The 13,874-nt window shown below is 65.4% G+C and carries 13 protein-coding genes; 10 read left to right on the top strand and 3 right to left on the bottom strand.

The window, feature by feature from the left end:
• Positions 1 to 981 carry a zinc-binding dehydrogenase gene (locus E3O18_RS04030; protein WP_134417553.1) on the top strand — a complete coding sequence of 327 codons (981 nt, stop codon included), beginning with the start codon at positions 1 to 3 and terminating at the stop codon, positions 979 to 981.
• Between the two features lie 70 nt (positions 982 to 1,051).
• Here E3O18_RS04030 and E3O18_RS04025 read toward each other — a convergent pair whose 3' ends face one another.
• Entirely contained in the window at positions 1,052 to 2,137 is a 1,086-nt protein-coding gene (locus tag E3O18_RS04025) for an SDR family oxidoreductase (protein ID WP_134417551.1), read from the bottom strand.
• 274 nt (positions 2,138 to 2,411) lie between these two features.
• Between E3O18_RS04025 and E3O18_RS04020 the strand changes: the two genes are divergently transcribed.
• The 4 genes from E3O18_RS04020 to E3O18_RS04005 all read left to right on the top strand — a co-directional run bounded on the left by E3O18_RS04020 (position 2,412) and on the right by E3O18_RS04005 (position 6,546).
• Positions 2,412 to 3,086 (top strand): helix-turn-helix domain-containing protein, encoded by a 675-nt coding sequence (locus tag E3O18_RS04020; RefSeq protein ID WP_134417549.1) that lies wholly within the window; start codon positions 2,412 to 2,414, stop codon positions 3,084 to 3,086.
• 159 nt (positions 3,087 to 3,245) lie between these two features.
• Complete coding sequence (eboE, locus tag E3O18_RS04015) at positions 3,246 to 4,454, top strand: metabolite traffic protein EboE (protein ID WP_134417547.1); 1,209 nt, start codon at positions 3,246 to 3,248, stop codon at positions 4,452 to 4,454.
• A complete protein-coding gene (locus E3O18_RS04010) occupies positions 4,451 to 5,521 on the top strand; it encodes an alcohol dehydrogenase catalytic domain-containing protein (protein ID WP_134417545.1) in 1,071 nt (356 codons plus the stop codon). The genes eboE and E3O18_RS04010 overlap by 4 nt, the downstream gene beginning before the upstream one ends.
• Positions 5,521 to 6,546, top strand: a complete 1,026-nt coding sequence (locus E3O18_RS04005; protein WP_134417543.1) for a 2-dehydropantoate 2-reductase — start codon at positions 5,521 to 5,523, stop codon at positions 6,544 to 6,546. The genes E3O18_RS04010 and E3O18_RS04005 overlap by 1 nt, the downstream gene beginning before the upstream one ends.
• Positions 6,547 to 6,579: 33 nt before the next feature.
• Here the strand turns inward: E3O18_RS04005 and E3O18_RS04000 are convergent, their stop codons facing one another.
• Together E3O18_RS04000 and E3O18_RS03995 are read right to left on the bottom strand one after the other, a co-directional pair.
• A complete protein-coding gene (locus E3O18_RS04000; protein WP_174722106.1) occupies positions 6,580 to 7,245 on the bottom strand; it encodes a GntR family transcriptional regulator in 666 nt (221 codons plus the stop codon).
• A gap of 40 nt (positions 7,246 to 7,285) precedes the next feature.
• A complete protein-coding gene (locus E3O18_RS03995; protein ID WP_134417539.1) occupies positions 7,286 to 7,819 on the bottom strand; it encodes a VOC family protein in 534 nt (177 codons plus the stop codon).
• Positions 7,820 to 7,993: 174 nt separating this feature from the next.
• Between E3O18_RS03995 and E3O18_RS03990 the strand changes: the two genes are divergently transcribed.
• The 5 genes from E3O18_RS03990 to E3O18_RS03970 all read left to right on the top strand — a co-directional run bounded on the left by E3O18_RS03990 (position 7,994) and on the right by E3O18_RS03970 (position 13,770).
• Positions 7,994 to 10,180: an alpha-ketoacid dehydrogenase subunit alpha/beta gene (locus E3O18_RS03990; protein ID WP_134417537.1), complete on the top strand. Its 2,187-nt coding sequence runs from the start codon at positions 7,994 to 7,996 to the stop codon at positions 10,178 to 10,180.
• Positions 10,180 to 11,502, top strand: coding sequence for a dihydrolipoamide acetyltransferase family protein (locus tag E3O18_RS03985; protein WP_134417535.1), 1,323 nt, complete (start codon positions 10,180 to 10,182; stop codon positions 11,500 to 11,502). The genes E3O18_RS03990 and E3O18_RS03985 overlap by 1 nt, the downstream gene beginning before the upstream one ends.
• An 86-nt stretch (positions 11,503 to 11,588) precedes the next feature.
• Positions 11,589 to 11,828 carry a hypothetical protein gene (locus E3O18_RS03980; RefSeq protein ID WP_134417533.1) on the top strand — a complete coding sequence of 80 codons (240 nt, stop codon included), beginning with the start codon at positions 11,589 to 11,591 and terminating at the stop codon, positions 11,826 to 11,828.
• A gap of 693 nt (positions 11,829 to 12,521) precedes the next feature.
• On the top strand, positions 12,522 to 12,707 hold the full coding sequence (locus tag E3O18_RS03975) for a helix-turn-helix domain-containing protein (protein ID WP_241978112.1): 186 nt from the start codon (positions 12,522 to 12,524) through the stop codon (positions 12,705 to 12,707).
• Positions 12,700 to 13,770 carry an integrase gene (locus E3O18_RS03970; protein ID WP_166784876.1) on the top strand — a complete coding sequence of 357 codons (1,071 nt, stop codon included), beginning with the start codon at positions 12,700 to 12,702 and terminating at the stop codon, positions 13,768 to 13,770. The genes E3O18_RS03975 and E3O18_RS03970 overlap by 8 nt, the downstream gene beginning before the upstream one ends.
• The last annotated feature ends 104 nt before the right edge of the window (positions 13,771 to 13,874 follow it).

Here is a 13,874-nt window from a genome sequence, read left to right as displayed (position 1 = left end):
ATGAAAGCGCTGCGCTACCTCAAGCAGGACACCCCCGCGGTTGACGAGATCCCGATTCCCGGGATCGCCGAGGACGAGGTGCTCGTCGCCGCGCGCGCGGTGGGGGTGTGCCACTCCGACATCGACCTGCTCGCGGGGCGCTACATCATCCCGTTCCGCTATCCGATCATTCCCGGGCACGAGTGGTCCGGTGAGGTGGTCAGGATCGGCAGCAGGGTGACCGATTTCGTCGTCGGCGACCGGGTGGTCGGCGAATGCGTGATCGGCGACGACCACTTCGGCTTCTCCATCAGCGGTGCGGCGGCGGAATTCTTCGTGGCGAAACCCGAGTGGCTGCACAAGCTGCCGGCGTCGATCTCGTATACCAACGGCGCACTCGTCGAGCCGTTCAGCGTCGCGTTCTACGCGCTCATGCGAGTGGGCAACGTCAATGCCAGCGACATCCTTGTCGTGCTCGGTGCCGGTCCGATCGGGCTCGCGGTCACGGCTGCAGCGGCGGCCCTCGGGGCGGTTACGATCGTCGTCGAGCCGTCGGAGGAACGGCGTGACGCCGCGATGAGCCTCGGCGCGGCCCACGCAGTGCATCCGGACGGCATCGTCGCCCTGCTGGAGGAGCGCACCGGTGGGCGGGGAGCGGATGTCGTGGTTGAGGCGAGCGGTCGGCCCGAGGTCATGGCCCAGGCGCTTGAGCTGGCCGCATTCCGCGGACGGGTCGCCTACATCGGCATCGACGTGGGGCGTGAAGCACCGGCGAAGCTCGGCCTCATCCAGTCCAAGGAGCTCAAGATCACCGGGTCGATCGGGTCTCCCGGCGCGTGGCCGGAAACCCTGCGTTTCCTTGCCAACACGGGGATCGACCTCAGCCCGCTCGTCACGCAGCGCTTCACCATCGACCAGGCTCTGGAGGCCCTCGACGCGGCGCACCACCCTGCGACGACCATCAAGGCGCATATCGAGCTCGACGCGGTTCTGCCGGGCTGACGAGGGCATCCGCACAACGACGAAGGTCCAGCCGGGAAATCCTGGCTGGACCTTCGTCGTGGGTGCCGGCCTAGGGGATGATCTTGGCCGCGCGGTAGCGTTCTACCTTGTCGATGAAACTGTAGGGCGTGGTGCGGTAACCCATGAAGCCGGCGTTGCGGCTTTTGTTCATGTCGGTGAGGCATTCAATGTTGCGGCCGAGGTCGCCGTCGGTGTGCCACCAGGAGGCGAGGCGGGTGACGTCCGCTTCGACGAGACCCTCGCGTTCGGCTATGGTGCGCCAGACGTCTTCCTTGCCGGCCATCTGCACGGTCAGCGGGCGGGGCTCACTCTCGAAGCCGGCCCACGGCACGTCGAAGAGTTCCGCGATGCGCGGCCACAGCCAGCGCCAGCGGAAGACGTCGCCGTTGGCGATGTTAAAGGCTTCGTTCTCGCCCTCCGGGTGGGTGCCGGCCCAGACGATCTGTTCGCCGAGAAGGTCGGCGTCGGTGACATCCGTCACACCGTTCCACTGGGTGTCTGAACCGGGGAAGGTGAAGGTGAGGCCGAGTTCCTTGCAGATGGCGGCGTAGACCGAGAGGGTGAGGACCATGTTCATGGCGTTGCCGGTGGCGAAGCCGAAAATGGTGTGCGCCCGGTGCACGCTCCAGGTGAAGCGGTTCCGGGCGGCCGAGGCGAAGAGCTCATCCTCCTGCGCGTAGTAGAAGTTCGGCGAGGAGAGACGCGGCTCCTCCTCGTGGAACGGGGTGTCCGCCATGACACCCGTCGCGTAGTTGTCGAACGGGCCGAGGTAGTGCTTGAGGCCGGTGAGAAGAGCTACGTGCCGCACCGACTTCTCGTTCTCCAAGGCGCTGAGCACGTTGCGCACCGTTGCGCTGTTGACCGCGATGTTCTCGGCCTCGGTGTCGCGTTTCATCCACGCGGTGATGACGACGAGTTCCGGTCGGGTGCCCGCCAGCACGGCGGCGAGTGCGTCCGGGGCGAGGAGGTCGGCGGTGATCGAGGTGGCGCCGGGGAGCTCGGTTTGGCCGCTGCGGGAGAGGCCGAACACCTCCCAGCCCTGCTCGACCAGTTGGCGGGTCACGGTCTGGCCCGCGATGCCGGTCGCGCCCACGATGAGGGCGCGGCCCGACGAAGTTGCTTGTGCGGATGTCATGAAGCAGTGCTCCTTTGAGAGTTTGGTGTGGCAGAACCTCTTGCCGAGTCTGATCAAACCAAAGGCTATAGTGTTCTACAAGAGTTAACACGCTTCTTCTGGGAATTGGGTCCGCACAGCTTGCGTTTAGGCCGGAATGACGCCGGACTGTGTATGTTTATATGTAGTCAGGCGCTTGGGACGCACCGTCCGTAACGTGCAGTCAGGCTTCACCAAACGCCGACCGGGATCCTCGACACAGAGTTGTGCCGACGTTGGACAAGGAACAGTGGTTATGGACAATTTGGGGTCCCGTCTCAAGGACATCAGGCTCAAGGCCGGTCTCAGCCTGCGCGAACTCGCGCGGCAGGTGGATGTTTCTCCCTCCTTCGTGTCCCAGATCGAGAACGGAAAGTCACAGCCATCGGTCGCGACCCTCTATGCCTTCGCCCAGTTGCTCAATGTCTCCGTCGACGAGCTTTTCGAGAGCAGGGTGGTAACGGATCCTGCACAGACAGGTCAGTACGCGCCGGGTGCCGCAGATGACGGGGCATCCGTCCAGCGAAGCGAGGTCACGCATCCGTCCGAGGCCTGGCAACCCTCCGAATATGCGAATCGGGTGTCGGTCGTGCACCCGTCCCACCGGCCTCGGCTCACCATGGCAGCCGGCGTCACCTGGGAGCGGCTGGCGGCCACTCCCGAGCGTGCGGTCAACTTCATGAAGATCGTCTATGCACCGGGAGCCATCTCCAACGACGGCGGCGGCACGGTAACGCACGAGGGCTACGAGTACGGCTACGTCGTCTCAGGTGAGCTGGCGGTGACGATCGGCGATGAAACGTTCACCCTGCATGAGGGGGAGTCTCTCGGCTTCGACTCGGCCATCCCGCACAGCCTGAAGAACACGGGAACGGTCGACTTCCACGGCGTCTGGTTCGTGCACGGCAAGGACAGTCACCAGCCACATTGATCGCTCCCCGCAGTTGACAGCGGCACGGGGGCCGCCGTAGCTTGGTGTTAAGGAATACTGCACACGTGTTCACTCACGACCGTTGTGCGGCGGGTCATCCCTCTTCCTTGCCTTCACGATGATGTGAGCCGGGCGACTGGCGGAAAAGGATCAGACCACATGGACCTCGGCAACGGCCTCGGCCACCTCTCCTACTCGACTCTCGTACACGCGGGCGACACCTGGCCGGAAATGAAGGCGAGCCTGCAGACCTTCGTTCCCGCCGTCAAGGCGCGGGTCGCGCCCGACCAGCGTTTCGGTGTGTCGCTGCGGATCTCCGCGGCCTCGGCGAGAACCCTCACCGAGAACCCGGAGGAACGGCGCGAGCTCAAGACGTTCCTCGACGACAACGACATGTACGTCTACACCGTGAACGCTTTCCCCTACGGACCGTTTAAGGGTGATGTCGTGATGGAACGGGTCTACGAGCCGGACTGGTCCACGGATGACCGGGTGGCGTACACCAACGCGGTGGCCGACATCCTCGCGGAGATCGCGCCGGCGGACATCAGCCCCAGCATCCAGACAGCTCCACTCGCGTTCGCCCCCAACGTCGCGAACGATGACTACATCGCCCACTTCACAACCAACCTGCTGAAGGTCGTCGCCCACCTCGTGTCGCTCGAAGCGCGTACCGGGCGCCGGGTGAAATTGGCCCTCGAGCCCGAGCCGGCCTGCTTTCTGGAGACCACGGCAGAGACCGTCGCGTACTTCACCGAACGGATCTACTCCCCGGCAGGGATCTCCGAACTCGCCCGACTCGCCGGCCTGCCGCTCTCGGAAGCCGAGGGTGCGATGCGCCGATACCTGGGCGTCGTCTTCGACATTGGGCACCAGTCCGTGGGGTTCGAGGACATCCCGGCCTCCCTGCGCAGCCTCGTCGACGCGGGCATCCCGATCTTCAAGCTCCAGGAAGCCGCCGCGCTCTGGGTCAAGGACCTCACCCTCGACCTGGTTCCCCAGCTGCGTGTCTTTACCGACACCATTTACCTCAGCCAGACCACAATGCGCAGCGGCGGATTGGTGACCAAGTTCCTCAACCTGGGCGAGGCACTGGACGCCTTCGAAGCCGACCCGAAGCCGACCGAGATCCGCACCCACTTCCACGTGCCAGTGTTCCTGGAGGAACTCGGCCCGTTCGTCACCACCCGGTTCGCGGTGCAGCAGGCGCTGCAGATGCACCGTGAGACCCCGCTTTCTGACCATCTGGAGATCGAGACCTACACCTGGGACGTGCTACCGGCGCATCTCAAGACAGGCGACATCACCGACTACGTCACCCGTGAACTCGAGTTCGTGCGCGGCGAGCTGCTGGACCCCCGCCCGTGAGAGCCGCAGTCTTTCACGGCGCTGGTGACATCCGAGTGGAGGAGACCCGGTCGCCGGATGCTCCGCGGGCCGGGGAACTGCTCGTCAAACCGCTCTGGTGTGGCATCTGCGGTACCGATCTGCACGAGTACGCCCAGGGGCCCATCGTCATCCCGACGGCACCGCACCCCCTCACGACGGCGTGTGGGTCGCAGATCCTCGGCCACGAGTTCTCGGCCGAGGTGGTGCAGGTCGGCAGCGGGGTCACGACTGTGCAGGTGGGCCAACGGGTGTCGGTGATGCCGCTCCTGTTCTGCGGCACCTGCTACTTCTGCCGCCGAGGCCTGAACCACCTCTGCCGCACCATGGCGGCGGTCGGGCTCAGCTACCAGTGGGGTGGAATCGCCGAACTGGCCATCGTGCCGGCCGCGAACGTCACCGCTCTGCCCGACGGCGTCTCGGATCTGCAGGGCGCAGTTGTCGAACCGGCCGCCGTCGCGGCTCACGGTGTGGACACGGCCGGCGTTCGCCCCGGCGACAACGTGCTCATCACCGGCGCCGGACCAATCGGGGCGCTCGCCTCGCTGTACGCCGCATCCCTCGGCGCGAACGTCTTCGTCTCGGAGATCAACCCGGTGCGCGCGGATCTCGTGCGCAGTTTCGACGTCGGGGTCGTGCTGGACCCCTCGGCGATCGACGTGCCCGGCTGGCTGCGCGAGCACACGGACGGAATCGGGGTCGACGCCGTGATCGAGTGCTCGGGCAACGAGCGCGCCCTGCAGGCGGCCATCGCCTCGGTGCGGTCGGCCGGGCGCATCTCCCAGACCGGTCTGCACACCAAGGCCGCGTCCATCGACCCCATGGTCATCTCCGAACATGACATCACCATCTCCGGCACGTGGTGCTTCCCCGTGACCGACTGGCCTCGCATCATCGACCTGATTGATCGGGGCCGGTTCCCGGTGGAGAAGGTCGTGACGGCGCAGATCGAGATGACGGATGTCGTGGAGAAAGGCTTCGACACCCTGCTCTCGCCCACCGGCGACCAGGTCAAGGTGCTCGTGCGCGCGAACCAGGGGAGCCACTGATGCCTACCCGGAAGATCGCGGTGCTCGGCACCGGGGCCAATGGCGCCTCGATCGGGGCCGACCTGACCCGAGCGGGCCTCGATGTGACGTTGATCGAGCAGTGGCCGGCGCATGTGGAGGCCATGCGAGCCCGCGGTGTGCGAATGGAAATGCCGGCTGAGACCATCACGACCCCGGTGCGCGCTATCAACCTGTGCGAGGTGGCGACGCTGCGTGAGCAGTTCGATGTCGTGCTCGTGCTGATGAAGGCCTACGACACGACGTGGGCGACCGAGTTGATCAAGCCGTACGTGAAGCCCGACGGACTCGTCGTCGGCGTGCAGAACGGCATGACGATCGATGACATCGCTCGCGTCATGGGCCCGGAACGCACCATGGGGGCTGTGATCGAGATCTCGTCGAACATGTTCGAACCCGGGGTGGTGGAACGGCAGAGCCCGCACGCGCGCTCGTGGTTCGCCGTGGGCGGTGTCCACGCGTCGACGCTGGGCCGGGAAGAGGAGGTGGCCGCACTGCTGAGACATTCGGGGACCGTGGAAATCTCCGTGGACATCCGTTCGTCCAAGTGGATGAAGCTCGTGGTGAATGCCGCAGAACTGGTGCCGTCGGCGATTCTCAACCTGCCGCTGGCCGAGGCGATGCGGGTGCCCGGCATGCGCGACTACATGATCGAGGCCGGCCGGGAGGCGGTGCGCACGACTATCGCGCTGGGCAACCGGGTGGTGCCAATCTTCGGGATGTCCCAGGACGATGTGAAGAGCCCCGAGCATTTCACCGAAGTGTTGCTCGACGCGGTGCTGCACGACTTCACCCTGCCGTCCACCCGCACGACTGTTCTGCAGGACTGGATGAAGGGCCGCCGAAGTGAGGTCGACCAGATCAACGGTCTGGTTGTGGACGAGCAGCGGAAGCTGGGGGGACACGCTCCGGCGAACGAGGTCGCGGTGCGTCTTGCGCACCGGATCGAGAGCGGCGAGCTGGCCGCCGACCCCGCGAATGCGGAGCTGCTGACCCGGTACGAGTGAGCCGCGTGGTGGCCGTCGTGGCACCCACGGCGGCTACGCGTCGGCGAACAGCTCCGGGTGCTTCGACAGTTCGAGGCGGGTGCGACGGATGTGCCCCGACAGCACGCGCTCGGCATCCTCACCGTCTCCGCGGCGGAGCGCGCCGACGAGCAGCTGATGCTCGTAGTGCACCGCCTGGTTGTGGTCGGGCCCGATCAAAACGGTGAACGCGCGCCGATAGTGCTGGGTCGAGTTCCAGAGCCGGCGCACGGTGTCACCGAGCATCGACGTCGTCGCGCCGGTGTAGGAGAGCAGGTGGAACTCGCGGTCGAGGTGCAGGAACGTCTCGACATTTGAGCCTGCCTGCATCTCGTCGGCGAGTTCCTGCAGCCGGTCGAGGGTCTCGGCCGAGAGCTGGGGCAGGCTGTAGCGGAGCAGCAACGGTTCGATGCGCTCGCGGATCTGGTACATCTCCTGGCACTCGGCGAGGCTCAGGTGGGACACCCAGGCGCCGGTGTTCGCAATCAGGGTGACCAGCCCGTCGGATTCCAGGATGCGCAGTGCCTCGCGCACGGGCAGGCGGCTCGCGCCGAATTCCTCGGCGATGTCCTCCTGCCGGATGCGCGCTCCGGGTGCGTACGCGCCGGTGAGGATCGCCTCGCGCAACCGGGTCGCAATCCGGGTGCCGGCGCTCCCGTCGCGGCTGGATGCGGGGATCATGGGGTCCATCCGGTCAGGTGCTGCTGGCGAGCTGAGGCGGTCATTCGGCCGGGTGGGCCGGATGCCACAGTTTAGCGGCCGCATCCTTTTCGTAGGCCTTGCCGTCGGGAAAGCTCACCAGCTCGAACTGCATTCCCCACGGGCTGCGGAAATAGACCCAGCGCTGCCCGGCGCTCCAGCTCGAGCTGAAGGTGGGGTCACCCATGATCTCCACCCCGTTCTCCCGCAGGTGCTCGAGGGCGGCATCGAAGTCGTCGACGTAGAACGCCAGGTGATGGCCGCCGATGTCGCTGTTGCGGGGCTGCGGCGCCGCGCCGTCGGCAGGTTCGAACTGGAACACCTCGAAATTGGGGCCGTGGCCGCAGCGGAAGAACCGCAGCTCGCGCATCACCGTGCGCGGGTGCACGCCCAGGTGCTCGAGCATCCAGTCGTCGTCGGGGTGAGTGAAGGGCCCGAGGGAGTAGACGCGCTCGCAGCCGATCACGTCCACGAGGAACCGCTCGGCCTCCTCGAGGTCGGGCACGGTGAAGCCGATGTGCTCCGTGCCGCGCAGGCCGGGGATGCCGTGGGCCATGGTGAACTCCTTCGTTCGTTATCGCTCTGCCTGATTGTATCCAAAGTAGGTGTTTGGTGAAAGCAATCTCGGGATAACTGCTTTATTTGATTGGCATTGGATTCAATCAGCGCTACGCTGTGGGACACATGTAGTCGATCCACGGGATCGGCGAGACCAATGGAGACCGTGTACATGCCTAAACGACGACGTTTGGATCCGATGGCCCCGTGGGTGGAGCTCACCACCACGGCCCAGGACTGGAAGAGTGCCGACCCGGCCCTGCTGGCGACCATGCTCGGACAGTTGCACCTCATTCGTGCCTTTGAGGAAACGGTGCTCGAACTTGCGGGCGACGGGCTCGTGCACGGGCCCGCGCACTCCAGCATCGGCCAGGAGGGCGGAGCGGTCGGCTCAATCGTGGGGCTGGGGTCGACGGATGCGATCAACGGCTCGCACCGAGGTCACCACCAGTTCCTCGCCAAGGCGATCAACCATGTCTCCGGCGGTGTTCTCGACCTGGGCTCACTGGTGAGCGCGGACATCCAGACCGTGCTGCAGAAGACCCTCGCCGAGATCCTCGGCCTGGCCCAGGGCTACTGCCACGGCCGCGGCGGTTCGATGCACCTGCAGTGGTTCGAAGCCGGGGCGCTCGGCACGAACGCAATCGTCGGCGGGGGAGTTCCGCTCGCCGCCGGCAACGCCTGGGCGCAGAAGCACGCGGGCACGACGGACGTCACGGTCAGCTACTTCGGAGACGGCGCCACCAACATCGGCTCGGTGCTCGAAACCATGAACCTCGCCGCGGCCTGGAAGCTGCCGCTCGCGTTCTTCATCGAGAACAACCTCTATGCCGTCTCCACCACCGTCGAGGAGGCCACCGCGGAGCCACGGCTCTCGGCCCGGGCGCTCGGTTTCGGCATCCCCTCCTGGCGGGTCGACGGCATGGACCCCCTCGCCGTGCACCTGGCCACCAAGGAGGCCGAGGGCGTCATGCGCTCCGGCCAGGGGCCGGCCGTGGTCGAAGTCGAGGTCTACCGCTTCTTCCACCAGAACGGCCCGTACCCGGGCAGTGCTTTCGGCTACCGCACCAAGGAAGAGGAAGCGGCGTGGCGTGCGCGCGACCCGCTCGTCCGCGTGGCCCGCGAGATGATCGCCCTCGGCCAGATCGACGAGGCCGGGGACGCCGAGGTGCGGGCCCAGGCGCAGTCCGCAATGCGGGATGCCGTGGCCCAGCTGCTCGAAGCCGACCCGGAGTCGGCCGGCAAGCGCCGCATCCGCCCGGAGTTGTGGCCCGACACCGACTTCGTCAACGTGGGCGTTCGCGGCGACGCGAGCGAACTGAACGACCTGCGCACGCTCGAGCCGACCGCGCACACCGGTGAGCTCGAGGTGAAGAAGTTCGTCGACGTGGTGGCCGCCGTGATGGACCGCCGGATGGCCGACGACCCGCGCATCGTCGTGATGGGCGAAGACGTGCACCGCCTCAACGGCGGAACCAACGGCGCCACCAAGGGACTGGCGAAGAAGTACGAGGGCCGGGTGCTCGGCACCCCGATCAGCGAGAACGCGTTCGCGGGTCTCGGTGGTGGTCTGGCGCTCGACGGACGCTACCGCCCGGTCGTCGAGTTCATGTACCCGGACTTCATGTGGGTGGCCGCCGACCAGGTCTTCAACCAGATCGGCAAGGCGCGTCACATGTTCGGCGGCGACAACCCCGTGCCGCTCGTGCTGCGCACGAAGGTGGCCATGGGCAGCGGCTACGGCTCGCAGCACCTGATGGATCCGGCCGGCATCTTCGCCACCAGCCCGGGTTGGCGCATCGTGGCGCCATCATCGCCGGCGGACTACATCGGCCTGATGAACACGGCGCTCGCCCTGCAGGACCCGGTGCTGGTGATCGAGCACGTCGACCTGTACGCCGACACCGGGGAGGTGCCCGCGGGCGACCTCGACTATTTCATTCCGCTCGGCAAGGCTGCGCTGCGCCGGGAAGGCACCGAGGTCACCGTGATCAGCTACCTCTCGATGGTCAAGCACGTGCTCGAGGCCGTGGAGCAGACCGGCATCGACGCCGACGTGATCGACCTGCGCTGGCTCGACCGCGCATCCATCGACTGGGACACCATCGGTGCGAGCATTCAGAAGACCAACAGTGTGCTCATCGTCGAACAGGGTGCTCGCGGCACCTCGTACGGCGGATGGCTGTCCGACGAGATCCAGCGGCGATTCTTCGACTACCTCGACCAGCCGGTCGAGCGCGTCACCGGGGGTGAAGCGAGCCCGAGCATCTCCCGCGTGCTGGAGCGCGCCGCCATCGCCCGCACCGAAGAAGTCGTGGCCGGACTCGAGATCATCACGCGCGGATTGGGTGGTCGCTGATGGCCACGATCGTGCGGATGCCCGAGGTGCTCGCGAACTCCACGGAGGCCGCGCTGCAGACCTGGCTGGTGAAGGTGGGCGAGACGGTGTCGATCGGCCAGCCCCTGGCGGAGATCGAGACCGAAAAGGCCATGGTCGAGTACAACGCCGAGGTCGAGGGCGTGCTCGTGCAGGTTCTGGTCGAGGAGGGCACGGCCGTGGAGGTCGGTGCGCCGATCGGCGTGATCGCCGCCGTCGGCGAGACTCCAGATGTCGCGGCGTTGCTCGCGGGGGAGGCGCCGGTGAACGAGCCTGAGCCCTCATTTGTTGCGCCTGCGTCTGCGGTTCCTGAACCCGTTGCGCCTGCTGGGCCTGCTGCGACTGCTGCGGCTGCTGGTCCTGCTGCGCCGGCGGCGCCGGTCGCAGTGCCCGGTGCACGTCAATTCGCGAGTCCGCTCGTGCGGCGTCTCGCGAAGGAGCGCTCACTCGACTTGACCGGAGTCGTGGGGACCGGGCCGAACGGACGAATCGTGCGGCGTGACCTTGAGGGTTTGGTGCCCGCCGCAGAAGCAGCGGCTGAGGCAACGGCGGAGGTAGCGGTGCCGGCCGTGCTGCCGGAGGCGGAGCCCGCCTCGGCGAAGTCCGCGGCCGCATCCGTCTCGTCGGAGTTCACGGACATCCCGCACACCGGCATGCGCCGAGCGATCGCGCGGCGGCTCACGGAGAGCAAGTCCACCGTTCCTCACTTCTACGTCTCCGCTGACTGCCGGGTCGACCGGCTGCTCGCCCTCCGGGCCGAGGTCAACGCCTCGTCACCGCGCAAGATCTCTGTCAACGACTTCGTGGTCAAGGCCGTCGCCGGGGCACTGGCAGACGTGCCGGCGGCGAATGCCATCTGGACGGACACGGCCACGCGTCGCTTCACCGGTGTCGACCTGGCCGTAGCCGTGTCCACGGACGGCGGCCTGCTCACGCCCGTGCTGCGCGGTGTGGACGCCCTCAGCCTGACAGCGGTCAGTGCGGGAATCGCCGATCTCGCCGATCGGGCCCGTCGTGGCCGCCTGCAGCAGCAGGAACTCGAGGGTGGCAGCTTCGCCGTGTCGAACCTGGGTATGTTCGGCGTCGATCAGTTCTCTGCGATCCTGAATCCGCCGCAGTCCGGCATCCTCGCCGTCGGAGCGGCGAAGCCGAGTGCCGTCGTCGAAGACGGCCAACTCGTGGTGGGCACTCTGATGACCGTGACCCTATCGGCCGACCACCGTGTCGTGGATGGTGCCGTCGCTGCCGAATGGATGGCGGCCTTCGTCAGGCGCATCCAGAATCCGCTCTCGATCCTGATCTGATAATCCGCTATGTTCTGAGGCAGCTTCGGTGCCCCGCCGTTGCGGTCGGTAATCCAGAGGAAGAAAGCGCACCTATGGATCCTCAGATGCAGGCACTCATGCAGGAGCGGCATGGCCTCGCGATTGAGGTTGGCCGACTGCAGGCAATGCGCCGTGTCGGCGAGAAGGGGCGTTTCCTGCGCATGATCGCTTTGACCTACGGCATCGGGGAATTAGAAGAGTTTCAAATGGAGCGCAAGCAAGTGGCGATCGAGGAACAGCTGCGACAACGGATTTCCCGGATGAGGGCAGTCAACGCGACGATTCATGCTCTTCGCAGGCGCTAGTTCAGAGCTGTCATTTTCATCCGTTGTTTTCAATTCGAGTCGTTGAGAAGCCCACCTTTTATCCACCTGAATCGACCGTTGCCGACCTACCATTCCAGGTAGATTCAGAGGCCGTGAACCGCCCGGTTCCCTGTCAACATAAGGGAATTCGCGAGTTTTGCGGGATATTCGGCGAAGACAGAGTTAAGGCCTGAGCCTTCAGGGTGTCGTGGGTTCAATTCTCGTAGTACCGGGCGATGTGACGGGTCGACACATCTATCGCCGCCTTCGGCCGATGAGTGGCCCATATCTCTGTATAAGGCGCACTGGAGGCTGTGACCAGAAACGCACCGAAAACCCCTTTGCGTAACCAGAATTGGCCCGTATCAGTCCGTGCAAGCGCGTAAAATGAATTCATGAAAACCGCGGAAATCTGCGGCATTTTGCCCCAGTTGCGGGTGGGCGCTACCGCCGAGATGACTATCAGTTGTTCTTGGTTCGAGTCCAGGTACCCCAGCAGTAGCAGGCGCAGGATTCCGCGGCGATATCACCCATCGCCCATCCTTCCCTCGCGGCCCGAAAAGGCCTCTGTGACCAGAAATGGCCCAATAACCCCGTTCAGGGGTCACTCTGGTGTCCGGGCTGATACGGACCTGTCCCGAACCAGTCGGACTGCTCACGGCTTCGCCCGCGCACCTTCTGGGTATGGACGCGATGACTCAAATCACTTCGACGTTTCTCACCCAGCAGGAACTTGCGGAGATGCTCCGCCTGCCCGAGCGCACATTGGAAGACTGGCGCCTGACGCACACAGGGCCGCCGTACCTGAAGCTCGGTCGGCATGTGCGGTACGACCTTCAGGACGTGCTCGTCTGGGCCAGGGAGAACCGACATGGCTAGGCCACAGATCCCCGCCGGAGAGTTGGGCACCATTGTCGTCGGAATTCTTCCGAGCGGACGCTACCGAGCCCGCGCATCTTGCCGGGACGATGGCGGAGCGTTGCATCGCCTCGCTGCGGTAGCCGACACCGAAGAGACCGCTCGTGTCGATATCCGCAGGCAAGCGACGGCATGGTCCACGGGAGGTTCCGGAGCGCTCTCGCCCAAAAGCACGATCGCAGATGCGGTGAGACTCTGGCTCTCACAGATCCACACGCGTGCGCAGTCGGGCAGCCTCACGTACCCGACCTATGAATCGTATGAGACGACAGCACGACTGGTTATCCTGCCGCGGTGCGGGGGAGTACAGCTTGACCGACTCACCGTCGGGCGCTGCGACCGCATTCTCCAAAAAATTCTGGAGGAGGAATCGATCTCGAAGGCACGTCACGCGCGCGCGGTGTTGAGTCTCATCTGTGGCTACGCCGTGCGCGACGACGCGATGGGTGCTAATCCTGTGCGCGACGTTCAGCGCTCGCCGACAACGCCGAAGAAGGAGTCGACACTCACCACGGTGCAAACCACCACCATCCGCAAACTCATGCAGCAGTGGAGAATCACGCGGGAAGATGGTCCGAGGCCCAACTACCGGATCTTGATCGACGGCATGGAAATCATGTTGGGCACCTCGATAAGGATCGGAGAATGCCTCGGCCTGCGTCGCTGCGACGTGGACATGACGACCCTGCCTCCAACCCTCGTCGTCAACGGAACCATTGTCAGCACGAAGGCAGAAGGGATCCATCGCAAAGACTCTCCGAAGCGCTCGCGACAACGGCGCAGCATCGCTCCCCCATCGATGGCCGCAGCGGCCGTTCGCCGCCGACTGGCCCTCGCCGAACCCGACCCCGAGGCGTCACTGTTCGCCACCAAGTCCGGCCGTTCACTGAGCGTCAGCAACTACGAGCGCTTGCTCCGTTCGTTCATTGCCGACGAGCGCGCAAAACTGGTCAAACTGGGAGTCGATGTCGACGAGTACACCACGCACATCTACCGACGCACCCTACGTGTCAGGGTGAGTTGAGGCCAGTAGCTCAGAGCAAGTCCGCCGTTTGACGTAGGGCGAGAATCAGGAAGTCCCACCATGTCCAGCCCATCGTTGATCGCCGTGCGCGACGATAGTTCCAT

The sequence above is a fragment of the Cryobacterium sp. TMT2-42-4 genome, from assembly GCF_004402645.1.
GTDB lineage: Bacteria > Actinomycetota > Actinomycetes > Actinomycetales > Microbacteriaceae > Cryobacterium > Cryobacterium sandaracinum.
This window is presented reverse-complemented; position numbering and strand designations above follow the sequence as displayed.